At 71.6% G+C, this 25,305-nt stretch carries 18 protein-coding genes; 9 read left to right on the top strand and 9 right to left on the bottom strand.

Annotated features, from left to right (window positions below):
- Positions 1-4: 4 nt before the first annotated feature.
- The gene (locus ACGFIO_RS03265; protein WP_392821343.1) at positions 5-1,429 is read right to left on the bottom strand and encodes an aldehyde dehydrogenase family protein; all 1,425 of its coding nucleotides are present in this window, start codon (positions 1,427-1,429) and stop codon (positions 5-7) included.
- Between the two features lie 2 nt (positions 1,430-1,431).
- Positions 1,432-2,358: a deoxyribose-phosphate aldolase gene (deoC, locus tag ACGFIO_RS03260; RefSeq protein WP_392821341.1), complete on the bottom strand. Its 927-nt coding sequence runs from the start codon at positions 2,356-2,358 to the stop codon at positions 1,432-1,434.
- 227 nt (positions 2,359-2,585) lie between these two features.
- On the opposite strand from deoC, the gene upp reads away from it, so the two are divergent.
- The 5 genes from upp to ACGFIO_RS03235 all read left to right on the top strand — a co-directional run bounded on the left by upp (position 2,586) and on the right by ACGFIO_RS03235 (position 10,477).
- Positions 2,586-3,218, top strand: a complete 633-nt coding sequence (gene upp / locus ACGFIO_RS03255; RefSeq protein WP_392821338.1) for a uracil phosphoribosyltransferase — start codon at positions 2,586-2,588, stop codon at positions 3,216-3,218.
- Between the two features lie 252 nt (positions 3,219-3,470).
- On the top strand, positions 3,471-4,577 hold the full coding sequence (locus ACGFIO_RS03250) for a DegT/DnrJ/EryC1/StrS family aminotransferase (RefSeq protein ID WP_392821336.1): 1,107 nt from the start codon (positions 3,471-3,473) through the stop codon (positions 4,575-4,577).
- Positions 4,574-5,575 (top strand): Gfo/Idh/MocA family protein, encoded by a 1,002-nt coding sequence (locus tag ACGFIO_RS03245; RefSeq protein ID WP_392821334.1) that lies wholly within the window; start codon positions 4,574-4,576, stop codon positions 5,573-5,575. The genes ACGFIO_RS03250 and ACGFIO_RS03245 overlap by 4 nt, the downstream gene beginning before the upstream one ends.
- Positions 5,576-5,610: 35 nt before the next feature.
- On the top strand, positions 5,611-8,208 hold the full coding sequence (locus tag ACGFIO_RS03240) for a glycosyltransferase family 4 protein (protein WP_392821333.1): 2,598 nt from the start codon (positions 5,611-5,613) through the stop codon (positions 8,206-8,208).
- Positions 8,209-8,212: 4 nt separating this feature from the next.
- Entirely contained in the window at positions 8,213-10,477 is a 2,265-nt protein-coding gene (locus tag ACGFIO_RS03235) for a TIM-barrel domain-containing protein (RefSeq protein WP_392821330.1), read from the top strand.
- Here the strand turns inward: ACGFIO_RS03235 and ACGFIO_RS03230 are convergent.
- The 4 genes from ACGFIO_RS03230 to wecB are packed head-to-tail and all read right to left on the bottom strand — an operon-like array spanning position 10,474 to position 14,629.
- A complete protein-coding gene (locus ACGFIO_RS03230; RefSeq protein WP_392821327.1) occupies positions 10,474-11,805 on the bottom strand; it encodes a glycosyltransferase in 1,332 nt (443 codons plus the stop codon). The two genes, ACGFIO_RS03235 and ACGFIO_RS03230, sit on opposite strands and share 4 nt — an antisense overlap.
- Positions 11,802-12,344: a hypothetical protein gene (locus tag ACGFIO_RS03225; RefSeq protein WP_392821324.1), complete on the bottom strand. Its 543-nt coding sequence runs from the start codon at positions 12,342-12,344 to the stop codon at positions 11,802-11,804. Before ACGFIO_RS03225 ends, ACGFIO_RS03230 begins: the two co-directional genes overlap by 4 nt.
- Positions 12,341-13,540 carry a glycosyltransferase gene (locus ACGFIO_RS03220; protein ID WP_392821321.1) on the bottom strand — a complete coding sequence of 400 codons (1,200 nt, stop codon included), beginning with the start codon at positions 13,538-13,540 and terminating at the stop codon, positions 12,341-12,343. Before ACGFIO_RS03220 ends, ACGFIO_RS03225 begins: the two co-directional genes overlap by 4 nt.
- Positions 13,541-13,549: 9 nt before the next feature.
- Positions 13,550-14,629, bottom strand: a complete 1,080-nt coding sequence (wecB, locus tag ACGFIO_RS03215; protein ID WP_392821319.1) for a non-hydrolyzing UDP-N-acetylglucosamine 2-epimerase — start codon at positions 14,627-14,629, stop codon at positions 13,550-13,552.
- A 168-nt stretch (positions 14,630-14,797) separates the two neighbouring features.
- Between wecB and ACGFIO_RS03210 the strand changes: the two genes are divergently transcribed.
- From ACGFIO_RS03210 to ACGFIO_RS03200, 3 genes are read left to right on the top strand one after another with little or no spacing between them, the layout of a single operon-like run.
- Positions 14,798-16,996, top strand: coding sequence for a glycosyltransferase (locus ACGFIO_RS03210; protein ID WP_392821317.1), 2,199 nt, complete (start codon positions 14,798-14,800; stop codon positions 16,994-16,996).
- Positions 16,993-18,558, top strand: coding sequence for a glycosyltransferase (locus ACGFIO_RS03205; protein ID WP_392821315.1), 1,566 nt, complete (start codon positions 16,993-16,995; stop codon positions 18,556-18,558). The genes ACGFIO_RS03210 and ACGFIO_RS03205 overlap by 4 nt, the downstream gene beginning before the upstream one ends.
- 45 nt (positions 18,559-18,603) lie before the next feature.
- Positions 18,604-19,887 (top strand): nucleotide sugar dehydrogenase, encoded by a 1,284-nt coding sequence (locus ACGFIO_RS03200; protein WP_392821313.1) that lies wholly within the window; start codon positions 18,604-18,606, stop codon positions 19,885-19,887.
- 212 nt (positions 19,888-20,099) lie between these two features.
- On the opposite strand, the gene ACGFIO_RS03195 is transcribed toward ACGFIO_RS03200, so the two are convergent.
- On the bottom strand, positions 20,100-20,615 hold the full coding sequence (locus ACGFIO_RS03195) for an acyltransferase (RefSeq protein WP_392821310.1): 516 nt from the start codon (positions 20,613-20,615) through the stop codon (positions 20,100-20,102).
- Positions 20,616-20,756: 141 nt separating this feature from the next.
- Between ACGFIO_RS03195 and ACGFIO_RS03190 the strand changes: the two genes are divergently transcribed.
- A complete protein-coding gene (locus tag ACGFIO_RS03190; protein WP_392821307.1) occupies positions 20,757-21,440 on the top strand; it encodes a GPP34 family phosphoprotein in 684 nt (227 codons plus the stop codon).
- 33 nt (positions 21,441-21,473) lie between these two features.
- Here the strand turns inward: ACGFIO_RS03190 and ACGFIO_RS03185 are convergent, their stop codons facing one another.
- Both ACGFIO_RS03185 and ACGFIO_RS03180 read right to left on the bottom strand, forming a co-directional pair.
- The gene (locus ACGFIO_RS03185) at positions 21,474-23,117 is read right to left on the bottom strand and encodes a phospho-sugar mutase (RefSeq protein WP_392821305.1); all 1,644 of its coding nucleotides are present in this window, start codon (positions 23,115-23,117) and stop codon (positions 21,474-21,476) included.
- Positions 23,118-23,279: 162 nt separating this feature from the next.
- Positions 23,280-25,163, bottom strand: a complete 1,884-nt coding sequence (locus ACGFIO_RS03180; RefSeq protein ID WP_392821303.1) for a protein kinase — start codon at positions 25,161-25,163, stop codon at positions 23,280-23,282.
- Positions 25,164-25,305 lie beyond the last annotated feature (142 nt).

The following is a 25,305-nucleotide window of genomic DNA, read 5'->3' as shown; positions in this document are numbered from 1 at the left end:
CGATTTAGACAAGGTACGCCTCCAGACCGTGCCGACCGCCCTCGCGCCCGTAACCGGACTCCTTGTAGCCGCCGAACGGCGAGGTCGGGTCGAACTTGTTGAACGTGTTGGCCCAGACCACGCCGGCCCGGAGTTTGTCGGCCACGGCCAGGATCCGCGAACCCTTCTCGGTCCAGATGCCGGCCGACAGCCCGTACGGCGTGTTGTTGGCCTTCTCGATCGCCTCGGCCGGGGTGCGGAAGGTCAGCACCGAGAGGACCGGCCCGAAGATCTCCTCCCGGGCGATCCGATGCGCCTGGGTGACCCCGGTGAAGATCGTCGGGGCGAACCAGAAGCCCTGGGACGGCAGCTCGCACGGTGGCGACCAGCGTTCCGCGCCCTCGGCGTCGCCGGCCTCGGTCAACTCGGTGATCCGGGCCAGTTGGGCGGCCGAGTTGATCGCGCCGACGTCGGTGTTCTTGTCCAGCGGGTCGCCGACCCGCAGCGTCGCCATCCGGCGTTTCAGCGACTCCATCAGCTCGTCGAACAGGGATTCCTGCACCAGCAGGCGCGACCCGGCGCAGCAGACGTGGCCCTGGTTGAAGAAGATGCCGTTGACGATGCCCTCGACCGCCTGGTCGATCGGCGCGTCCTCGAAGACGATGTTGGCCGCCTTGCCGCCCAGCTCCAGCGTCAGCCGCTTGCCGGTGCCGGCCACCGAGCGGGCGATCTGCCGGCCCACCTCGGTCGAGCCGGTGAACGCGACCTTGTTCACATCGGGGTGCTCGACCAGGTAGCGGCCGGTGTCACCGGCGCCGGTGACGATGTTCACCACGCCGGCGGGGAGCTCGGCCTGGCGGCACACGTCGGCGAAGAACAGTGCCGACAGCGGGGTGGTCTCGGCCGGCTTGAGCACCACGGTGTTGCCGGTGGCCAGCGCCGGGGCGATCTTCCAGGCCAGCATGAGCAGCGGGAAGTTCCACGGGATGACCTGACCGGCCACGCCGAGCGGGCGCGGGGACGGGCCGAAGCCGGCGTACTCGAGCTTGTCGGCCCAGCCCGCGTAGTAGAAGAAGTGGGCCGCGACCAGCGGGAGGTCGACGTCGCGGGATTCCTTGATCGGCTTGCCGTTGTCGAGCGACTCGAGCACGGCCAGCTCGCGGGACCGCTCCTGGAGGATCCGGGCGATCCGGAACAGGTATTTGGCGCGCTCGGTGCCGGGTAGGCCGGACCAGGCCGGGAACGCGCGGCGGCCGGCCGCCACGGCCCGGTCGACGTCCTCGGGCCCGGCCAGCGCCACGTCGGCCAGCACCTCTTCGGTGGCCGGGTTCACGGTCTTGAAGCTCGCCTTGCCGGGGCCGAACTCGCCGTCGATGAACAGGCCGTACGACGGCTCGATGGTGACGATCGAGCGGGACTCGGGAGCGGGGGCGTACTCGAGGAAGGACATGATCAGTCCAGCGTGAAGTAGTCGGGGCCGGCGTAGTGCCCGGTCTTGAGCTTGGTGCGCTGCATGAGCAGGTCGTTGAGCAGGGACGAGGCGCCGAACCGGAACCAGTCCGGGCTGAGCCAGTCGTCGCCGGCCGTCTCGGCCACCAGGACCAGATATTTGATGGCGTCCTTGCTGGTGCGGATGCCGCCGGCCGGTTTCACGCCGACCTGGCGGCCGGTCTGGGCGCGGAAGTCGCGGACCGCCTCCAGCATGATCAGCGTGACCGGGAGGGTGGCGGCCACCGGGACCTTGCCGGTGGACGTCTTGATGAAGTCGGCGCCGGCCAGCATGGCCAGCCAGGAGGCGCGGCGGACGTTGTCGTACGTACCCAGCTCGCCGGTCTCCAGGATGACCTTGAGGTGGGCCGGGCCGGAGGCCTCCTTGACCGCGACGATCTCGTCGTACACGTGCTGGTAGTCGCCGGAGAGGAAGGCGCCCCGGCTGATCACCATGTCGATCTCGTCGGCCCCGCCGGCCACCGCGTCGCGGGTGTCGGCCAGCTTGACCTCGAGCGGCGCCTGACCGGACGGGAAGGCGGTGGCCACGCTGGCCAGGTGCACCCCGGAGCCGCGCAGGACGGCGGCCACGGCGGGGACCATGGCCGGGTAGACACAGACCGCGCCGACGTGCGGGCAGGCCGGGTCGGCGGGGTCGGGGCGGACCGCCTTGGCCGCCAGCGCACGCACCTTGCCGGTGGTGTCGGCGCCCTCGAGGGTGGTCAGGTCGACCATCCGGATGGCCAGGTCGATGGCCGCGGCCTTGCTGGTGGTCTTGATCGATCGGGTGCCGAGGGACGCCGCCCGGGCCTCGACGCCGACCTTGTCCACGCCGGGCAAACCGTGCAAAACCGAGCGTAACGACGCGGTCGGGTGGAGCGTGGCAGTCATGAGACGGATTCTACGCGCGGTCACTGCGGGTGATCTCCGAACGAACCACGAGGGTCTGACTGGTGGATCAGCCAAGTGCGAGGCGTGGTCCGGAGCGCGCCTGACAGCCGCCGCAAAACACCCGAATACAACACCGGTATTCGGGCGCCTTGCGCCGGATGTCAGCCACACTCTGGACCGCGCCTCGCACTTGGCTGATCCACCAGTCAGACCCTAGGTTGATCAGCGTGGACGTACTCGTGGTGGATCACCCGCTCGCTCTTTCCCGGCTGACCGCGATGCGCGCGGCGGAGACCGACAGCGGCGCCTTCCGCGCCGCATTGCACGAGCTCACCACCATGCTGGTGTACGAGGCCGCGCGCTCGTTCGCGATCGAGAAGTTCCCGATCACCACGCCGGTGGCACCGACCGAGGGCGCCCGGCTGGCCAACCCGCCGCTGATCGTCCCGGTACTGCGGGCCGGCCTGGGCATGGCCGACTCGGCGCTGGCCCTGCTGCCCGAGTCGTCGATGGGCTTCGTCGGGCTGGCCCGCGACGAGGAGACCTACGAGCCCCGGGCCTACATGGAGTCGCTGCCGGGCGACATGAGCGCGATGCCGGCGCTGGTCCTCGACCCGATGCTGGCCACCGGCGGCTCGCTGGTGCACTGCTGCCGGCTGCTGGCCGAGCGCGGGTGCGACGACATCATCATCTGCTGCGTGCTGGCCGCCCCGGAGGGCATCAACAAGCTGGAACAGTCGGGCCTGCCGCTGCGGTTGATCACCGCGTCGATCGACCAGGGCCTGAACGAGAAGAAGTACATCGTCCCCGGCCTCGGTGACGCCGGTGACCGCCAGTTCGGCGGCATGCCGAGGTTCTGATCGGCTGAACTTTCCGCGAACGCGGGATTTCCGGCCGAAGTCGAATTCGTCACATCCGCCGTGCGTTTCCGCACGGTGGCGACCTTCTCCATTTCCCCTCGGGGTCCCCAGCCGTTGTAATACCCGAAGTGGACATCGTCCGCCACGCTCCGTCGATCCGGCGACAACCGTCACCACAGGCAGTGGGCCTGCTCGGATGAGGTACTGTTCCCGCCGCCTAGATATACAGACCGTCATTTTGGAGGACGCCCCATGTCCGGGCCCCAGGACGCCATCCCACCCGCCAAGCCGGAGATCGGCGAAGCCGAGATCGATGCCGCCGTACGCGTGCTGCGCAGTGGCATGGTCGTGCAGGGTCCCGAGGTGGCCGCGTTCGAGCAGGAGTTCAGCCCCGTCGCCGGTGACATGCACTGCGTCGCCGTGAACTCCGGCACGTCCGCCCTGCACCTGGCGCTGCTCGCGCTCGGCTTCGGCCCGGGCGACGAGATCATCGTCCCGTCCTTCTCGTTCGCGGCCACCGCCAACGCGGTGCGGCTGGTCGGCGCCGAGCCGATCTTCGCCGACATCGAGCCGGGTTCGTTCAACATCGACCCCGACGCCGTGGCCGCCGCCATCACCCCGCGGACCGTCGCGATCATGCCGGTGCACCTCTACGGCCACCCGGCCGCCATGGACCGGCTGGTGCCGCTGGCTCAGCAGCACGGCCTGGCCATCGTCGAGGACGCCGCCCAGGCGCACGCCGCCGCGCTGAACGGCCAGGCGGTCGGCAGCTTCGGCGCCGCCGGTTGCTTCAGCTTCTACCCGACCAAGAACATGCACTCGCTCGAGGGCGGCATGATCACCACGCCCGACGCGGAGGTGGCCCGCACCCTGCGGCTGCTGCGCAACCAGGGCATGGAGGCGCGCTACCAGAACGAGATCGTCGGCGCCAACATGCGGCTCACCGACGTGGCCGCCGCGATCGGCCGGGTGCAGCTGGGCAAGCTGGCCGGCTGGACCGAGAAGCGCCGGGCCAACGCCGCCTACCTCGACGCCAACCTGCGGGGCGTGACCGTGCCGCCGGTGGCCGAGGGCGCCAAGCACGTCTACCACCAGTACACGATCCGGGTCCAGGGCGACCGGGACGCGTTCCAGGCCGGGCTCAAGGAGCTGGGCATCGGCAACGCGGTCTACTACCCGACCCCGATCCACCGGTTGAAGCCGTTCCTCGACAAGGACGGCAACGTCGGCGACTGGAAGCTGCCCGAGACCGAGAAGGCCGCGGCCGAGGTCGTGTCGCTGCCGATCCACCCGAGCCTCACCCAGGATCAGCTCGACCGGGTCGTCGAGGGCGTCAACACCGTGGCGGCCCGCGCATGAGCGGCACCGCGGGGCTCCGCGCCGGGCTGATCGGCCTGGGCGCAATGGGACGCAACCACGCCCGCGTCCTCAACCTGCTCGACGGCGTCGAGCTGGTCGGCATCATGGACCCGGCCCCCGGTGCGGCCGGCCCGGCCGGCGTGCCGGTGGTGCCGACCCTCGACCAGCTGCTCGATCTCAACCTCGACTACGCCATGGTGGCCTGCCCGACCGCGCTGCACGAGGAGGTCGGCCTGCGGCTGGCCGCCGAGGGCGTACACGCGCTGATCGAGAAGCCGCTGGCCCCCTCGGTGGAGGCGGCCACCCGGCTCGCCGACGCCTTCGAGAAGGCCGGCCTGGTCGGTGCCGTCGGTCACATCGAGCGGTACAACCCGTCGCTGCAGAGCCTGCGGTCCCGCCTCGAGGCCGGCGAGCTCGGCGACATGTACCAGGTGGTCACCCGGCGGCAGGGCCCGTTCCCGGGCCGCATCGCCGACGTCGGCGTGGTGATGGACCTGGCCACGCACGACATCGACCTGACCGCGTGGGTCACCGGCCGCGACTACCTCAACGTCTCCGCCCGGACGGTGTCGCGCAGCGGCCGTCCGCACGAGGACATGGTGTCCGCGGTGGCCGCGCTCGGTGACGGGCTCATGGCCAACCACCTGGTCAACTGGCTGAGCCCGTTCAAGGAGCGGTCCACGGTCATCACCGGCGAGCGTGGCAGCTTCGTCGCCGACACGCTCACCGCCGACCTGACCTTCTACGCCAACGGTGCGAACACCACCGAGTGGGAGGCCATCCGGGCGTTCCGCGGCGTGGCCGAGGGCGACATGGTCCGGTACGCGATCCCGAAGCGTGAGCCGCTGCTGGTCGAGCACGAGCGCTTCCGGGACGCGGTCGAGGGCAAGGAGAGCGACATCGTCACCTTGCGCCAGGGCACACGGACGGTGGAAGTCGCCGAAGCGGTGCTGCGGTCGGCTGTGGACGGCGCTACGGTCGACGTCCGGACCAAATAGGAGTCCGTTCCCACGGGCTCGAAAGGCAACACCGCATGGCAACACCTCCGGCATCGGCGCCGCGCCTGCTGGTGATCGTGGCCAACGGCATCACGGGCGACTCCCGGGTGCAAAAGACCGCGATCGCCGCGGCCCGGGCCGGATGGGATGTGACTCTGCTCGGAGCCGGTGGCCGTCATGGCCGCCGGCTCGAGTCGGTCATGGGCGCGGTCAAGGTGATCCGGCTGCCGATGACCGCCACCTACGCCGCACGCAGCAAAGGCCATCCGGTCCGTCGTCTGCTCACCCAGACCGACATCCGCAACCGCGAGGGACTGAACGGGGTCCGCGCCGCGCATCAGGCGTGGCTGCGGGCCGAGACGGCGCGGATCGGCCGGCTGCGCGACGCCGGCCCGGCCGCGGTGCCGGTGGCGCGGGCGCTGGGCGGCGTGGTCACCGCCCGCAGCCTGTGGCACCGGTTGCGGGTCAAGGCGTTCTACTGGGAGCAGGGCCAGACCTTGCGGCCGACCGGCAACTGGCGGCGGGACTGGCCGCCGCTGGTCGACCTCGATCTGGTCTTCGGCCCGGTGATCGAGGAGCTGCGGCCCGATCTGATCCACGCCAACGACATCACGATGATCCACACGGCTGGGCTGAGCGTGGCCCGGATGCGGGCGCGTGGCCAGAAGGTCGGCTGGCTCTACGACGCCCACGAGTACGTGCCCGGCATCGACTCGTGGAAGCCGGCCGAGGCGCGGGCCTATCGCCAGGTCGAGAAGGAGTTCCTCAGGCAGGCAGACGGGGTCGTGACGGTGTCACCGGAGATCGCCGAGCTGCTGCGCGACGACTACCGGCTGCGCGAGACCCCGGTGGTGGTGCGCAACACGCCGATCCGCGAGGCGGTCGGCAAGACCGATCCCAAGCCTTCGGTACGCGCGAACTGCGGCCTCCCCGACGACGTACCGCTGCTGGTCTATTCCGGCTGGCTCGCGCCCGAACGCGGGCTCGGCACCGCCGTCACCGCCCTGCCCGAGCTGCCCGGCGTGCATCTGGCCATCGTCTCCGGCCGGGACACCCCGGAACGGCGGAAGCTGCTGGATCGCGCCGGGCAGCTGGGCGTCCGCGACCGCGTGCACGTGGTGCCCTACGTGCCGCAGTACGCCGTACCCGACTATCTCTCCTCGGCCGACCTCGGCCTGATCTGCTCGCAGCGCACCCTCAACTACGAGATCTCGCTGCCCACCAAGTTCGCCGAATATCTGCACGCCGGCGTCCCGATCGTGGCCAGCGACGTGCGCACGCTGGGCGCCGCGACCCGCGAGCACGACGTCGGCGAGGTCTTCGCCGCCGACGACCCGGTGACCTTCGCCACGGCCGTACGCACGGCCCTGGCCCGGCGGGCCGAGCTGGTCGCCAACATCACCGACGAGCTGCTCACCGAGATGTCCTGGGAGCACCAGATCAGCGGCCTGCTCGACCTGTACCGGAGGATCTCGCCGAGGAAGCCGGCCGGCCCCCGCCCGGAGGTGTCCTGGGCGGTGGACGAGACCGCGGCGCCCAAGCCGGTCACGGCCGCGCCGGGCGAGCTGGGCGCGTGGCGTCCGTTGACGACGGCCACGCCGATCCGGCTCGGCCTGGGCCCGGCCAACTACGCCGGCCAGATGGCGACGTTCGCCCAGGCGATCTGCCGTGATCACCCGGACGTCTCGGCCGAGGTGACGATGCGGCACAACCGGGAGACGTTCCTGTTCCCGGCCGACGTCTACCTCGAAACCGACCGCCAGGACGAGCTCGAACTCCAGATGGAGCAGATGAGGCGGATCATCGGGCGGTACACGCATCTGATCGTCGACGCGTTCCTGCCGGTCTTCGGCTACTTCAACGGCGACACCATCGAGGGTGACCTGCCGGCGCTGCGGCGGGCCGGGGTCGAGGTCGCGCTGCTGGCCCACGGCAGCGAGATCCGGCACCCGGGCCGGCACCTGAAACGCCACGAGTTCTCGCTGTTCCACGACGCGCCGGCGGGCATCGTCCCCCGGTACACCGCGCGGGCCGAGAAGAACCGGCGGATCGCCGAGGCCGCCGGGACGCCGCTCTTCGTCACCACCCCCGACCTGCTCGACGACCTGCCCACCGCCACCTGGGCGCCGCTGGTGGTCGACGTCGACGCCTGGACCAGCGACGTGCCGGTGATGGAGCGGCCGCGGCCCAAGGTGCTGCACGGGCCGTCGCAGCGCTGGACCAAGGGCACCGACCGGATCCTGCCCACCCTGCGGCGCCTGCACGACTCCGGCGCCGTCGAGCTGGTGCTGGCCGAGCGGGTCGGCCGGGACGAGATCCGCGCGATGGTGAAATCCTGCGACATCGTGGTCGACCAGTTCGCGGTCGGGTCGTACGGCACGTTCGCGGTCGAGGCCATGGCCGCCGGGCGGCCCGTGGTCGGCTACCTGGACGAGCGCGTACACACCGCCGCCGGTGTCCACCCGCCGATCGTCAACGCCACGCCGGCGACACTCGGCACCGTCCTGGAATCTCTGCTCGACGACCCGTCGGGCACGGCCAAGATCGGCGTCGACTCGGCCGGCTACGCCCGGGAAACCCATGACGGCCGTCGCACGGCCCGTGCCTTCGCGGAGTTCTTCGGCAAGGATTGATCCCATGCCAGGACGCTTCGCTCCGACCGGATCCGCCCCGGCCGCCCGCCCGGAATCCGTGCTCAGCGGGGACCACTGGCGGATCACGGTGCTGCTCGACGGCCTGCTGCGGCTGGAATGGAGCGACGACGGCGGCTTCGAGGACCGCGCGTCGACGTTCGCCCTCCGACGCGACCACCCGACGCCGGCGTTCACCGTGCACGAGTCGGACGAGCAGCTCGAGATCCGCACCGAGCGGCTGCACCTGAGCTGGGACCGCCGGCCGTTCAGCCCGGCCGGCCTGTCGGTCCAGGTGCGGGGCGCGATCAGCAAGCACCGGGCGACCTGGCGCTGGGGCACGACGCCGCGCACCCTGGGCGGCACCGGCCGGACCCTCGACGACGCGGACGGCGCCATCCCGCTGGCCGGCGGCGTGATCGCCCGGGACGGCATCGCGGTGCTCGACGACAGCGAGTCGTTCCTGTTCACCGCGGACGGCTGGATCGGCCCGCGGGTGGCCGGCCGGCGCGACGTGTACGTGTTCGCCTACGGTCACGACTATCCGGAGGCGGTCCGGGCCCTCTACGCGGTGTCCGGGGCGCCACCGGTGCTGCCCCGGTGGGCCCTGGGCAACTGGTGGAGCCGCTACCACGCGTACAGCACGGAGGAATACGTCGAGCTGATGGACCGGTTCGACGCCGAGCGGGTGCCGTTCTCGGTGGCCGTGCTGGACATGGACTGGCACCGGGTCGGGTCGGTCCCGCCGCGGTACGGCACCGGCTGGACCGGCTACAGCTGGGAGCGGTCACTCATCCCGGACCCGGAGGCGTTCCTGGCCGAGCTGCACCGGCGTGGGCTGCGGGTGACGCTCAACCTGCACCCGCACGAGGGGGTGCAGCCGTTCGAGGACGCGTTCCCGGCGATGGCCGCCGCCCTCGGTGTCGATCCGGCGGCCGACGTCGGGGTGCCGTTCGACATCACCGACCAGCGGTTCGCCGAGGCGTACTTCGACGTGCTGCACCGCCCGCTGGAGCGGCAGGGCGTGGACTTCTGGTGGATCGACTGGCAGCAGGGGCAGCTCTCCAACGTGCCCGGCGTCGACCCGCTGTGGATGCTCAACCACCTGCACTTCGCCGACTCCCGGGCCGGGCTGATCTTCTCCCGCTACGCCGGGCCGGGCAGCCACCGCTACCCGGTCGGGTTCAGCGGCGACGCGATCATCAGCTGGGCGTCGCTGCGGTTCCAGCCATACTTCACGGCCACCGCGGCCAACATCGGGTACGGCTGGTGGAGCCACGACGTCGGCGGGCACCTCTTCGGGGTACGCGACGACGAGCTGACCGTCCGCTGGATCCAGCTCGGGGTCTTCTCGCCGATCAACCGGCTGCACTCGTCGTCGAACCCGTTCCTGCAGAAGGAGCCGTGGGCGTATCCGCAACCGGCTCGGGATGCGCTTGGGGCGGCGCTGCGGTTCCGGCACCGCCTGGTCCCGCACCTGCACACCATGAACCACCGGGCGGCCGCGGGCGACCCGCTGGTCCGGCCGATGTACTGGGAGCATCCGGAGACCGAGGCCGCGTACGAGGTGCCGAACCAGTTCCTGTTCGGCGACTCGCTGCTGGTCGCCCCGATCACCGAGCCGGCCGACGCGACGACGCTGATGGGTTCGGTCCGGGCGTGGCTGCCCGAAGGGGTCTGGGCCGACATCTTCACCGGTACGACCTACCGCGCCGGGCCCGGCGGCCGGCACCTGCGGCTGCACCGCGACCAGGAGTCGATCCCGGTGCTGCTGCGGGCGGGCGCGGTGCTGCCCCTGGCGGCGGACGCCGTGACCCGCGCCGACACCCATCCGTCCACTCTGGAGCTGCTGGTCGTGCCCGGTGCGGACGGCACGCGGGAACTGGTCGAGGACGACGGCGACGTGGTCTCCCGTACCCCGCTGATCTGGGATGACGCCGCACGGACGGTGACCGTCGGTCCCGCCTCGGCCCCGGCCGTGGTGCCGGCCCGCCGCACCTGGACGGTCCGGGTGCCCGGCGGTGCCGCGGTGACCGTCGAGGACGCGCCGGTCGACACGGAACTGCGGATCCCGGTACGAGCCGGCGCCGCACCGGCCGACCGGCTGTTCGACCTCCTGGCCCGCGCCCAGTGGGAACACGAGGGCAAGCTGGCCGCCTGGACCGTCCTCGGCGGCGACACCGACGATCTCACCAAGCTGGCCGGCCTGCAGACCCTCGACCTGCCGGAGCCGCTGCTCAGCGCCCTGACCGAAATCCTGACGAGCGACTAGCCGCGCTCGGCGACGAGCGCGCGGAGCTTTTGCTCGAACGGGATCAGGACGCGGTCGCGGGTGAACCGCCTTGCGTGGGCCAGCGCCCTCTCGCGCGTCTCGGGGGTCAGGTCCTCGGCCGCCTTGCCCGCGGCGATCATGGCCTGGGCCACGTCGACCGGGTCGAGGCTGTCGGCGTTGAACCACAACGGGTAGCCGGCCAGCACCTCGGCCGCCGCGATGCCGGGGGCGTGCACCGACACGATCGGCTTGCCGTTGGCCATGTACTCGAAGATCTTGCCGGATGTCACGTACTTGGCCCCACCGGCCAGGAACACCAGGACGTCGCTCTCCGCGTACGTGTGCGCGACCTCGGTCTTGGACACCGGGCCACGGTAGACGATGCCGGTGTCGGCACCACCCACCCGATTGTCCTCGTCGATGCCGATCGCCTGCATCAGCCGGCCCTGCCCGGAACGGAAGAAGCCCAGGTGGCCGTAGAGGTTGAGGGTGGCGCCGGCCAGCGACGGATGGTTGCGCGCCTCGACGAACGCCTCGACCATCTCGCGTACCGGCTGGGCCGGGGTGAGCGTGCCGACGTACGAGAACCGCAGCGGTGGCACCGACCGGTGCGTCGCCGCGCCCTCCTCGAGCACGTCTGGGTCCCAGCCGTTCGGGACGATCATCATCTTGCCGGCATCGGACGGGTACCGCTCGGCGTGCCACTGCCGCAGCGCCTCGTTGACGAAGATCGCCGCCGACGCCTGCCGCAGCACCCGCTTCTCCCAGGCCCAGGCGCCGTGCCCGGCCGGGAAGAGCGGCCGGTCCTCGAACAGGTCCAGCGTCCACGCGTCGCGGTAGTCCACGATGTACGGCACCCCGGTGAACTTGTTGATCAGGTACGCCGCGGCGAACGCGGCGAACGGGTTGCCGGTGGCCACCACCACGTCGAACTTCCGCCGGGCGTGCATCCGTAGCGCCTTGGCCACCGACGCCATGCCCCATGAGTGGTAGTGCTCGGGGAAGAACCGCTGCGTCTTGTTGTAGAGCGCCAGGGCGAGCATCGGCGAGTTGCGCCGCAACCGGCTGAACTCGCGGATGTCGCTGGCCCAGACGAACTGGCTCAGCCACGGCCGCTCGACGCGCACCCGCGGGTCGACGGTCTCGGCCAGCTTCTCGTCGACCGAGCCGATCGCCTCGTACAGGAACTTCAGCGGGGCCGCGAAGACCGTGACGTCCCAGCCCGCGACGGCCAGGTGGTTGGCGGTGGCCCGGGCCCGGTAGACACCACTGGCCCGGGACGGCGGGAAGTAGAACGACAGATAGAGGACGCGCGGACAGGTGGTCATCGTTCTCCCTTCGAGCTCGCCGGGGCGGTGTCCAGGCTGTAGGCGACGCCGGGCACGTCGTGGCTCCGCAGGTAGGCCACCGCGGCCGGCATGGACGCCGGGTCGGTGACCACCAGCAGATCGACCTCGGTGGCCGCTCCGAGCTGCTGACGGATCAACGCCGGTGGACGCGCCGCGTGACGGCGGCGCAGCAACGGAAGGAATCGGCGCTCGTGCAGCGGGGTGGCGACGCGGCGCTCCCAGGCGCTCGCGGCGCGCTGGGACCAGGCCCGGGCCCGCCCCCGGGCGGCGATCCGGAAGGCGAGGCGGGGAACGCGGACCAGCAGCATCTGCTCGGCCCGCATCCAGCCGTACCGCTTCTCCAGCCGGTCCACGTCGATGACCTGGATCCGCGGGTCGAGCCGTTCGTCCGACCAGGCCGCGAAGTCCCGGACGACCAGCGTGGCCCGGCCGCCGGCCTCGAGCACGCGGGCGGCGTCGACGGCGGCCGCGCGCTTGCGGGTGCCGCCCTCGGCCAGGAACAGCACGTGTTCCCTCATGCGGGGTCACCGAACCAGGCGCGGTGATGCGCCTCGGCGGTGGCGGCGTAGCCGTACCGGCTCTCCAGCGCCCGCCGGGACCGGGCCAGGTCGATCCCGGCCGGGAACCGGTCGCGCAGCCGCCGGTAACCGGCCACCAGCGCGTCGCTCGCCTCCTCGACGTCGACCATCTCGCCGGCGTCCGACTCGACCCCGGCCAGCGTCTCCTCCGGGCCGCCGCAGCGGGTGACCAGCACCGGCAGCCCGGCCGCGGCGGCCTCGACGATGGTCATGCCGAACGTCTCGAACCGGCTGTTGTGCACCAGCAGGTCGTGCTCGCGCATCAGCTCCAGCGCCCGGTCCGGTGGCTGCAGCCCGAGGAACGTGACCGCGCCGGTCAGGCCCAGCTCCCCGACCTCGCGGGCGAGGGGGCGGCGCAGCTCGCCGTCGCCGGCCAGGGTCAGCTCCAGCGTCGGGTCCTCGGCCCGGCACCGGCCGAACGCCTCGATCATCGGGCGTACGCCCTTGCGCTCGGTCAGGCTGCCGACGTAGAGCCAGCGGCGCAGCTCGGTGACCGGCCGTGGCCGCGGCACGTCGAACGACACCGGGTTGGGCATCAGCTGGATCTTGTCCCGGTGGTGCGGGAACGCCTTGATCAGCGGGTCGCTGACCGCCGCGCCGACCGCGAAGAAGCCGGCGCACTCGGTCAGCAGCTCGTCGTACATGGCGCGGGCCTCGGGCTGGGCCAGCACCCCGCCGAGGAAGGTGGCGTGCTCGGTGACGAACAGCCGGGCGTCCGGCGCCTTGTTCCGCAGCGCGCCCCAGCCGCCCTGCAGGCCGACGTGGGCGTGGACGACCGGCGCGGGCAGCGGCCGGCCGTCCAGCACCGCGCTCAGCGTCTCGGCGTGCCGCCGGCCGATCGCGGCGTAGCCCGGGCTCACCGTCAGCGTCACCGGAGTGTGGATCAGCCGGGCGCCGCCGGCCGTGGGTGTCGCGCGCGGCGGGCGGTGGGTCCGGCTCAGCAGGCCTTGGTACGCGGCCTCGATCGGCCCGCCGGCCAGCCGGTGTCCCCACTCCTCGCAGTGGTAGACGGTCAGGTCGACACCGGGCGCGGTGGCGTCGACCATGGCCCGCACGAACGCACCGCGGAACGCGTGATCGGCGCCCGGGTACCAGGGAGTGACGACCGCGACCGGTACGGGGAGGGGTGTGGCCACGGGGTCCCGTCAGCTCCGGTGTAAGACGTCGACGACCCGCCGGGCGGCGTGCCCGTCGCCGTACGGCGCTCCGCGCTCGGCCTCCGGCGCCGGCCGGGTGGCCAGCGAGGCCCAGTCGGCCCCGAGCGTCCACGGGTCGGGCACCAGGTGGTTCCAGCCGCCGGCCAGCGTCTCCGGCCACTCGGTCTCCGGCCGCAGCGTGGTGCACGGGCGGCCGAGCAGGTAGGCCTCCTTCTGCAGGCCACCGGAGTCGGTGACCACGCCGGCCGAGCCGAGCACGCCGGCCACCATCGCGGCGTACGGCAGCGGCCGGCCCGAGCGCAGCGCGCCCTGGTCGAGCTTGAGACCGAACTTCGCGGCCCGGGCGACCAGGCGCGGGTGGGCGAGCAGGGCGACCGGTACGGGCAGCCCGGCCAGCGCGTCGAGCAGGGACGAGAGCCGTTCGGGGTCGTCGGTGTTCTCCGCCCGGTGCAGTGTGGCCAGCAGGTACGGCTGCTCCGGGTCGATGCCGGCGGGCAGTTCGGGCGCGATCCCGGCGCCGGTCAGGACGTCGTCGCGCACCTGGAGGCAGACGTCGACCATCACGTCGCCGACCAGCACCGACCGCGGGGCCAGGCCCTCGTCGGCGGCGTGCCGCATGGCCTCCTCGGTCGGGCAGAGCAGCAGGTCGGCGGCGTGGTCGGTGAGTACTCGGTTGTGCTCCTCGGGCATCCGCCGGTTGAACGAGCGCAGCCCGGCCTCCAGGTGGGCCACCCGGATGTGCTGCTTCACCGCGGAGAGCGCGCCGGCCAGTGTGGAGTTCGTGTCGCCGTAGACCAGCACCCAGTCGGGCCGCTCCCGCTCCAGCACCGGGTCCAGCGCGCTGAGCACCGCACCGGTCTGCACGCCGTGACTGCCCGAGCCGACGCCCAGGTGCACGTCCGGGTCGGGGATGCCCAGCCCGGTGAAGAACACGTCGGACAGGTTCGCGTCGTAATGCTGGCCGGTGTGCACGATGACGTGCTCGTGCTCGGTCCCGGCGAACGCCGCCGCGATCGGCGCCAGCTTCACCAGCTGCGGGCGGGCGCCCACGACACTCAGAACCTTCACGAATATGCTCCTCGGCTCGTGTTTCGCGCAGGGTGGGAGGATGTCCCGGCCGCCCGCGCGGAAGGGGGCGGCAGCGTGCTGGAGAGGGCACCATACTGTTAGCCGCCGCGGACTCCGGTACGCGTCGCCGGGTCCCACGCCGCATATTCACGCGAAGGAGTGTTCAGGTTGACCACCCCAACTTCCCCGGTCATATACGTCGCGCTGGGAGCGCGCCGGATCCGGGCCGCCCGAACCATCACCGCCGAGTTGGCGGCCGGTGGCCGGACGGTGCAACTGGTGGTGGCCGACCGGTCGGAATGGTCCGGCGTCGAGGTGCCCGGTGTCACCCTCCACAAGGTCGGCTCGGCCGATCCGGCCAAGGCACTGCGGGCCGCGCGCAAGCTGCTGTTCTCGCGGCGCGGGCTGCTGGCCGGGGCCGGCCTGCTGATCGCCGGCGACCCGGAGGCGACACCGGTCGCGGACGCCGCCCGCCGGCAGTTCCCCGGGCTGGAGATCCGGCCCGACCTGGTGCTCGATCCCGACCGCAAGCCCTCGGCGGCGGCGGACGTCACGGTCGTCACCCCGTGGTACCCGTCGTCCAACGACCCCTTCTCGGGCGCCTTCGTCCGGGCCGCCACCGAGGCGGTCGGTAAGGAGGCCGGCACGATCACCACGCTGCACGCGGAGAACTGGTTCTATTCACCCAAGGGCGTGACCGGCAAGCTGATCGGCGTCACCCTCGAGCGTGAGCTGGCCCGCGACCCCAGCCTGGTGGTCGAGGACACCGCGGAGGGCGAGCTGACCCGGGCGATCGTGCCGCAGCAGACCAACGGCAGCTGGGCCACCTGGGGGCGGGCGCAGGTCGAGCGGCTGGCCGAGGCGCTGCCCACCGGCCGGCTCGAGGCGCCGGTGATCCACGCGCACACCGGGCACTACGCGGGCGTGGTGGCCGCCGCGCTGGCCGCCGATGACGCCAAGATCATCGTGACCGAGCACGCCACGTTCCTGGACCGGATCTTCGAGCACCGGGCGTCCCGCAACGCCTACGGCGACATGCTCGCCCGCGCCGACCGGGTGCTCTGCGTCGGCCGGGCCCTGCTCGACCAGATCGCCGAGAAGTTCCCACAGTACGAAGGGAAGCTCTCGGTCGTACCCAACCCGGTCGACTTCGACCAGTTCGCTGTCCGCCCGGCCCCGCCCGCGGCCCCGCTGCGCTGGCTCTACGTCGGCCGGATGCTCGAGCACAAGGGCGTGCACACACTGCTCGAGGCGTTCGCCACGGTGGCCGCCGAGGACGACCGGGTGATGCTGACCCTGGTCGGCAACGGCAAGATCGAGGACCAGCTGCGCCGGCGGATCGCCGAGCTCGGGCTCGGTGACCGGGTCACGCAGCGGCCACCGGTTCGGCCCGAGGAGGTCACCGGACTGCTGCACGAGCACGACCTGCTGACCCACGCCAGCACGTCGGAGACGTTCGGGATGACGATCGTCGAGGCTGTCGCCACCGAGACGCCGGTGCTGGTCGCCCGCAGCCAGGGCCCGGCCGAGACGCTGCACGGGCTCGACCACATCGCCGGGCAGCTGTTCGAGGTCACCACCGACCCCGGCGACATCGTCCGGGCGTACCACAAGCTCGTCGAGACGTGGGACGGCCTGGACCTGACCGAGGCCCGCACCCAGCTCCGGGAACGCTATGGCCGCGAAGCGGTCGGCGCGCGGCTGCGCGAGGTCTACCGCGACGTGCTGGTCCACCCGTCGGCGATCGAGGCCGACGATCCGCCGGTCGGGGAACTGCCGCTCACCACGTCCGAGACCGATCGGGTGACGCTGGTGGCGATCAATCCGCCCAACCCGCGGATCGCCCGGCACTACGTCTCCCAGGTGCGCGAACGCGGCTACGCGGTGGACGTGATCACCCTTCACCCGGACAGCTACAGCCGGTTCGACGACGACCCGGGCGTCACGGTGCACGGCGTCGGCGAGGTCGAAGACCGCCGGCTTCCGCACCGCACCCAGCACGTGGTGGTGCGCGGCTTCCCCCGGCGCGTGCTGGGCTTCCTGCGAGCCCGGGCGCGAGACGTGCCCGACCCCCGGCCCGAGGCGCTGGCGATCACCGCGCAGCGCGGCCACAAGTACGTCGCCGACCGGGTCCAGGGCCGGCTCTACAACCCGTACTACTCGGTGGTCCGGCCCCGGATCATGTGGAAGATCGTCCGCCGCCGGGTGCTGTCGCACCTCGACCTCCAGCACACCCGGCGGGTCGTCGTCTACGGCCTGGCCGGCGTGACCGTCGGCTGGGGCCTGTCCCGGCGCAACCCCTCGATCGTGGTCGGCACCGATCTGTCCCTGCCCGAGCCGCTGCCGAACGGGCAGGTCGCGTCATGAGCCCCCGGACACCCGACGTGACGGTGATCGTCGCCGTCTACAACACCATGCCCTACCTCCGCGAGACGCTGACCTCGCTGGTCGGGCAGACCATCGGGCTCGACCGGCTGCGGGTGATCGCCGTCGACGACGGCTCCACCGACAACAGCGGCGCCGAGCTCGACCGCTGGCAGGCCCGCTACCCGGACACGATCACGGTGCTCCACCAGGCCAACTCGGGCGGACCGGCAGCACCCAGCAACCGCGCGCTGGAACAAGCCACCGGCCGGTACGTGTTCTTCGTCGGCGCCGACGACCACCTCGGCCCCGAAGCCCTGGAACGGCTGGTGCGCACCGCCGACGAGCTGGAGGCCGACGTCGTGCTCGGCCGGCTGGTCGGCGCCGGCGGCCGCTTCGTCAGCCAGCAGATCTTCGATCCCGGCGACCGCGACGACGTGACCCTGACCAACTCGGCACTGCCGTTCGCGCTGTCCAACACCAAGCTCTTCCGCCGGTCGCTGCTGGAGGAGCACCACATCCGATACCCCGAGCAGCTGCGGTCGCAGAGCGACCAGCCGTTCACCATCCAGGCGGTGGTCAAGGCCCGGCGGGTGGCGGTGCGTTCGGACTACAAGTTCTACTACGCCGTACGCCGTAAGGACTCGAGCAACATCACCTACGGCACCCCGCTGCACGACCTGCTCAGCGACACCGCCGTCCTGATGGACCTGGCCGCCGACCTGATACCGGACGCCGCCGCCCGCCACCGGGTCCTGCACCGGCACTTCACCTGGGAGGTCAGCAAGGTCCTGAACCAGCGGTTCGTCGACTCCGACCGGGCCGAGCAGACCCGGGTGCGGGACGGCATCCGCAAGCTCGCCGAGACCTACCTCACTGACGACGTGCGGCGCAACCTCGAGGCCCACCGGCGGCTGCTGGTCAGCGTCGCCCAGTTCGGCACCCTGGACGACCTGGTCGTGATCCTGCGGCACCACCTGGCCGGCAAGAACCGGCCGGTGATCGTCGAGGGTGACCGGCATTACCTCGGCTACCCGTTCTTCCGCGACCCGTCCCGCCCCTACCCCGACGAGTGGTACGACGCCACCGCCACCCTGGCCCCGCCGGCCCACCAGGACGGCCCGGCCACCGTCCAGTGGGGACGCGACGCCGCCGGCCGGCGAGCCCTGGTCGTCGAGTGGCGCAGCTCGCTCACCGACCTGGACCGCACCGACGAGCCGCGGCCCCGGGTCTTCGCCGGCGACCATGTGGCCGCCACGGCCGAGATCCGCCCCGACCGGACCATCCGGGCCGACTTCGTGCTTGACGACGTCCTGGCCCAGGATCACCAGCGCAAACACCGGGCCGTCCGGTTCGTGCGTACCGTGGGTGGCGAATTCCACAGCCTTCCGGTCACCGTGCGCGGCAAGCGCAGTCCGGTGGCGCGTATCCTGCACCGTCGTGGACTGCGGATGTGGTCGGTCAGCACCGGCACCGACCGCAACGGCGGACTACGCATCGTGGTCAACCCTGTGACACCCCGCCGGTTCGCCGGCAACGTCCTGCGTCGGCTCGGCCTTCGCTAACGTCCGGCGCGACCGCGCGCCGCCCCGAGGAGGAAAGACCCCCGCATGAAGATCTGTGTCGTCGCCCTGGGCAAGATCGGGCTGCCGCTCGCCGTCCAGTTCGCGTCCAAGGGACACACCGTGCTCGGTGCGGATGTGTCGGAGCCCACCGTCCGCAAGGTCGCCGAGGGCGTCGTGCCGTTCCCCGGCGAGGCCGACCTGGACGTCAAGCTGAAGGAGGCCGTCGACGCCGGCCTGCTGACCGCCACCACTGACACCGCCGCCGCGGTCGCGCAGTCCGACGCCGTAGTGGTCGTCGTGCCGCTGTTCGTCGACGGCGACGGCAAGCCCGACTTCGGCTGGATGGAGTCCGCGACCAAGGACATCGCCCGCGGCCTCAAGCCCGGCACCCTGGTCAGCTACGAGACCACGCTGCCGGTCGGCACCACCCGCAACCGCTGGGCGCCGCTGCTCGAGGAGGGCTCCGGCCTGGTCGCCGGGCGCGACTTCCACCTGGTGTTCAGCCCCGAGCGGGTGCTCACCGGGCGGGTCTTCGCCGACCTGCGCAAGTACCCGAAGCTGGTCGGTGGCGTGGACGCCGCGTCGGCCCAGCGCGGCATCGAGTTCTACCAGGCCGTGCTCGACTTCGACGACCGCCCCGACCTGGACAAGCCCAACGGCGTCTGGGACCTGGGCTCGGCCGAGGCGGCCGAGCTGGCCAAGCTGGCCGAGACGACCTACCGCGACGTCAACATCGGGCTGGCCAACCAGTTCGCCCGGTACGCCGACACCATCGACGTGGACGTCAACCTGGTCATCGAGGCGTGCAACACCCAGCCGTACAGCCACATCCACCGGCCCGGCATCGCGGTCGGCGGGCACTGCATCCCGGTCTACCCGCGGCTCTACCTGTGGAACGACCCGCACGCGACAGTCGTCCGGGCGGCCCGCGAGGCCAACGCGGCCATGCCCGCCTACGCGGTCGACCTGCTGGCCGCGGCCATCGGCGACCTGACCGGCGTGGGCGTGCTGGTGCTGGGCGCCTCGTACCGCGGCGGCGTCAAGGAGACGGCGTTCTCGGGCGTCTTCGGCACCGTCGAGGAGCTCAAGCGGCGCGGGGCGGTGCCCTACGTGTCCGACCCGATGTACTCGTCCGAGGAGCTCGCGGCCCACGACCTGCCGCCGTTCGAGGGCCAGGACCTGGGCGCGGCGATCCTGCAGGCCGACCACGCCGAATACAAGAATCTGACCAGCGACGACCTGCCCGGCGTCAAGGTCCTGGTTGACGGGCGCCGCACGACGGACCCGGACAAGCTCACCGGGATCCGCCGTATCGTCATCGGGGGGTAAGTGGCCGGGCTGGTTGCATACGGCTGCTGAGTTTCTTGGTCGTCGCTGCGCTCCTCCGGCGATTGCCCCTTTTAAGTCAATGAGATAGGCCGGATTTTTCGACACCGCAAAGAGCGACGGTGGCGAAAAATCCGGCCTATCTCATTGACGGGGCAATCGCGGGGACGGGATAACACCGCGCATGAAGTTGGGGTGGGTTGTCGCGGGGTGTGCTACTGCTTCGGCGGGTTGTCCATGTCTCGGCTGATGATTTCGCCCTGCCAGTTGACCCACGCCTTGGGCCGCGCGGGGTTGCCGGCCACCAGCTGGTAGGGGGGGACGTCTTTGGTTACCACTGAGCCGGCGGCGATCATGGCGCCCTCGCCTACCTCGATGCCGCAGATCAGGGTGGCGTTCGCGCCGATGGAAGCGCCTCGGCGGACCAGCGTCGGGGTGATCTTCCAGTCGGTGTTGTGGGCCCGGGGGCGCAGGTCGTTGGTGAAGACCGCGCAGGGACCCACGAAGACGTCGTCCTCGATGGTCACGCCCTGGTAGACCGACACGTTGTTCTGGATTTTCACGCGGCTTCCGACGACGGCGTGGGCGTCCAGGTACACGTTGCGTCCGATGACGCAGTCCGCACCGACCGTGGCCGAGTTCCGGATGTGCGCGATGTGCCACACCTTGGTGCCGGCGCCGATCTGGGCGCCCTCCTCGACGTCCGCGGTGGGGTGTACGAAGTAATCCATCCGCGCATCCTCGCAAGCGCGTACGGCCCCAGCGCCACCGGCCCGTCGCTCAACCGAGCGTGACCGGCGGATCACCCGGTTGAGTCCGACCCCTGACCTCGGGGGTGATCAGCGTGACCGCGGCCACTATCGTTCCATGACATGACCACCATCGCTCTGGCCGAGGAGCTGCTCCTCCTCGCGTACGACGACCAGACCGGCAAGGCGACCGGATCCCGGATCGGACTCGACCTCGGCATGGCCGCGGCCGTCCTGGTCGACCTCGCACTGGCCGGCCGGGTCGCGTACGTGGACGGATACCTCAAGGTCATCGACAGCACCTCGGTCGAGGACCCGATCGCCGACGCGGTGCTGGCCAAGGCGGCGGCCGACGAGCCGCACACCCCGGCGCAGTGGCTGCAGCGGCTCCGCCACGGGCTGCGCGCCCGGGTGCTGGCCGACCTGGTCGCCCGGGGCGTGGTGCGGGACGTGGACGAGACCCAGATGGGCGTCATCCACGTGCACCGCTACCCGACCACCGACCCGGCGGTCGAGGCCGAGATCCGCAAGCGGCTGGCCGAGGCGCTGATCACCCGCGACATGCCCGACGAGCGCACCGCCGCGCTGGCCACGCTGCTGGTCGCGGTGCGGATGGAGCCGGCGCTGCGGCTGGCCCCGGAAGAGCAGGCGCAGGCCCACCAGCGGCTGGAAGAGATCGCCAGCGGCGCCGGCTTCAGCGGCAGCGCCAACCTGGAGGACTCGATCGTGCGGCCCAGCGTCGCGCTGGTCGTCGCCACCCTGGGCCGCGCCATTCAGGCCGCGCTGGGCACCCCCAGGCAGGTCTGAAGCCACTCCGCCGCCGGTCCGGCCGGGATCCGATCAGGCCGGCAGACCCAGCGCGGTCGCCGTCTCGGTCTTGAGCGCGGCCACGGCTTCGGTTGCGGCCGCCCGGTCGGCGGTCAGGGTCGCGGCGGTGGCCGGGCGGACCACTTCCAGGTACGCCTTGAGCTTCGGCTCGGTGCCGGAGGGCCGGATCACCACCCGCGCCGAGGACGTGGTCAGCCGCAGGATGTCGTTCTCCGGCAGCAGGTCCTCGAAGGTCATCGGTTCGCCGAGCAGGGTGGCCGGTGGCGCCCCGCGCAGGTGGGACATCGCACGGCCGATCTCGGCCAGGTCTTCCACCCGCACCGAGAGCTGGTCGGTGCGGTGCACGCCGAACTCCACGTCCAGCTCGGCGAGCCGGCCGGCGAGCGTACCCCCCTCGGCCTCGAGCGCCGCCGCCAGCTCGGCCACCAGCAGGGCGGCCGTGATGCCGTCCTTGTCGCGCACCAGGCCGGGCGCCACGCAGTAGCCGAGCGCCTCCTCATAGCCGAAGGCCAGCTCGTCGGCGGCCCGCACGATCCATTTGAAGCCGGTCAGCGTCTCGCCGTAGGTCACGCCCCGGGCCGCGCAGATCGCCGCCAGCATGGTCGACGAGACGATGGTGGTGGCGTACGTGCCGGGGGCGCCGCGACGGATCAGGTGGTCGGCCAGGAGCGTGCCCAGCTGGTCGCCGGTCAGCGGGGTCCAGCCTCCGCCCTCCGCCGGGACCGCGACCGCGCACCGGTCGGCGTCCGGGTCGTTGGCGATGGCCAGGTCGGCGCCGGTTTTGGTGGCCAGCTCCAGCAGCCGGTCCATCGCGCCCTTCTCCTCCGGGTTGGGGAAGGCCACGGTGGGGAAGTCCGGGTCGGGTTCGGCCTGCTCGGCCACCACGTGCGGGGCGTCGAACCCGGCCCGCGTGAAGGCCGCGGCAAGCACGTCGCCGCCAACCCCATGGAGCGGGGTGTACGCCACGGTGAGCGCTCGGGGCCCGGCCGGCAGGGTGGCGGCCGCGCCGTGGACGTACCCGTCGAGAATTTCGTCACCGAGGACCTGGCCCCGACCACCCAGCGTGACCCCCGCCAGGCTGGGGACGGCCTGGATGGCCGCCTCGATCTCGGCGTCGGCGGGCGGCACGATCTGCGCGCCCGCCCCCGGCACCCCGCCCAGCGCGGCACCGAGGTAGACCTTGTAGCCGTTGTCCTGCGGCGGATTGTGACTGGCGGTGACCATCACGCCGGCCACCGCGTCCAGGGCCCGCACGGCGTACGCCAGCACCGGCGTGGGCAGCGGCCGGGGCAGCAGCAGCGCCGGCCGTCCCGCGCCCAGCGCCACCTCGGCCGTGCGCTCGGCGAAGTCCCGCGACCCGTACCGCGCGTCGTACCCGATGACCAGCGGCCCGTCCGCCCCGGTGCCGGCCAGCCAGCCGACCAGCCCGGCCGCGGCCCGGGTGACAACCGCGAGGTTCATCCCGTTCGGTCCGGCCCGTAGCCGCCCCCGCAGCCCGGCCGTCCCGAAGGTCAGCGGCCCGGCGAACCGATCCCGCAGTTCGTCAGCGGTTCCCGGCAGCCCGTCGAGCAGAGCCCGAATCTCCGCCCGCGCGGCCGGGTCCGGATCGTCGGCCAGCCACGCTTCAGCCACGACACGAAGGTCATCGTTTGACATGCACCGTGCATACCACGTCACGGGAGTCGGTCCCGGCGATCGGCCCGTCGTTGAGATGGCCCGCGATTTTTTGGACACCCGTCGCTCTTTGCGGCTTCAGAAGACCGCGAGTCATCTCAACGGCATCGCGGGGCCGATCGCCCGCGGAGCGAAGCGGGGCAATCAAGCGAGAGCGTAACTGCTGACCATCTCGTCGAAGATCGGAGCGCTATCGGCGAACTTCTCTTCCGTGGTCGTGAGGAAGAAGGAGTACGCCTTGCCGTCCTGGATGACCGCGCCCCACTTGCCGTGCCGGCCCTCGGGGCCGGAGCCGCAGGTGTATTCCAGCACCGCGCCGTCCTGGCCGGCGATCGTCGCCGTGCCCAGCGACACCCGCTTGTAGGGCTTGGGGCAGTTGGTCGACCGGGTCTTCAGAGTGTTTTCCGCACCGCCGCTGAGGAACTTGTCCGGCGTGCTCTTGGCCGGCTCGACCAGGATGCGGACCTTGCGCAGCTTGTCCTTGGGGTCCACGTAATCGACCCAGACGCCGCCGGACTTGCGGGTCCAGCCCTTCGGCACCCGCACGTTGATGCCGCGGTCGCTGTATTCCTGGGTGGGGAAGTTCGCCGCCGCCGGCGCCTGGCTCTGCTGACCGGACGCGGCCGGCGGCGCCGATGGGTCGTCGCCGCCGGGCAGGGTGATGACCAGGATCAGCGCGATGAGCACGGCGAGCGTGGCGCCCCCGGCGATCAGCTGCTGCTTGGGCGACCAGCCCTTGACCGTGGTGACCGCTTTGTCGGAGTAGTCCTTGACCGTGTCGACGGCGTTCTGCATCATCGCGCGGCGCTTGGCCGCGGGGCTCTGCACGATGCGCCCGCCGCCGTACTGGTTGCCGGTCGACGGCGCGCTGTTTTCCCAGGGCTGGCCGGTCTCCCAGGAGCGCCGGGGCGGCACGACCGCCGTGGTGTCGCTGCCCGCCGGGCTGATCGGCGACCCGGGCATGGCCTGGGTGCGGTCGGTGCCCCCGAGCTTGGCCAGGTGGCCGCTGAGCGAGTCGCCGGGCTGGAGCATGGCCCGGCCGCCGATCTGGCCGCTCGGCTTGGGCGGGTGGATCGGCTGGGTCTCTTGCGCCGGCGGCCGCTGGCTGGGCACGACCGAGTACGGGTCGGTCATCATGTGCGGCGGCGACTTGCTGGCCAGCGGGCCGGCCAGCTGCTGCCGGAGCATGGTGCGGGCGGTCTGCGCGTCGAACCGGCGGGACGGTTCCTTTTCCAGCAGGCCCATCAGGATCGGGTCGAGCGAACCGGCCCGGACCGACGGGGCCGGCGGGTCCTCGACCACCGCGTGCATGGTCTCGATCGGGTCGCCCTTGTCGAACGGCGGGCGGCCCTCGACCGCGGTGTACAGCGTCACGCCGAGCGAGAAGAGGTCGCTGGGCGGCCCGAAGTCGTTGCCCATGGCGCGTTCGGGCGAGATGAAGTGGGGCGAGCCGAGAACCATGCCGGGGGTGGTCAGCTGCACGTCGGTCGGCAGCTTGGCCACGCCGAAGTCGGTCAGCACGCAGCGGCCGTCCGAGCAGATCAGCACGTTGGCCGGCTTGACGTCGCGGTGCAGGACGCCGTGCGCGTGGGCGACCTCGAGCGCCCCCAGCAGGGCGATGCCGATCTTGGCGACCACGCGCGGCGGGATCGGGCCGTCCTCGATGATCATGTCGGCCAGGCTGCGGGCGTCCAGCAGCTCCATCACGATCCACGGGCGGCCGGACTCTTGCACCACGTCGTAGACCTGGACCACGGCCGGATGCTGCAGCGCGGCGGCGGCCCGGGCCTCGCGCATGGTGCGCTCGTACATCGAGTCGCGGTCGCTCGGCGCCAGGCCGGGCGGAAGAATGACCTCTTTCACAGCGACGTCGCGCCGCAGCAGGGTGTCGGCGGCGCGCCAGACCGTGCCCATGCCGCCGTGGCCCACCGCGGCCCGGAGTGTGTATCGACCGCCGATGAGCGTGCCTGGAGCTGCGCGTCCGTTGGTGGGAGCGTTGCCGCCGCTCCACGTCGGAATCTGAGTCACAGAGATGCCACCGAGAGATCTAGGGGCCGGGGGACCGAACCCCGCTATCTTGCCGCTTCCGACCCCTTTTCGGAAAGTCGATGGGGCATTCGTTACCGTGCCGACGACGACCCGTATCCGAGCTGTCGCGGAGCGTCGAAGA

Source organism: Actinoplanes sp. NPDC049265 (assembly GCF_043197135.1).
In the GTDB taxonomy this organism is placed as follows: Bacteria; Actinomycetota; Actinomycetes; order Mycobacteriales; family Micromonosporaceae; genus Actinoplanes.
Note: the sequence above shows the minus strand (reverse complement) of the source record. Positions and strands in the feature narration are given on the sequence as shown.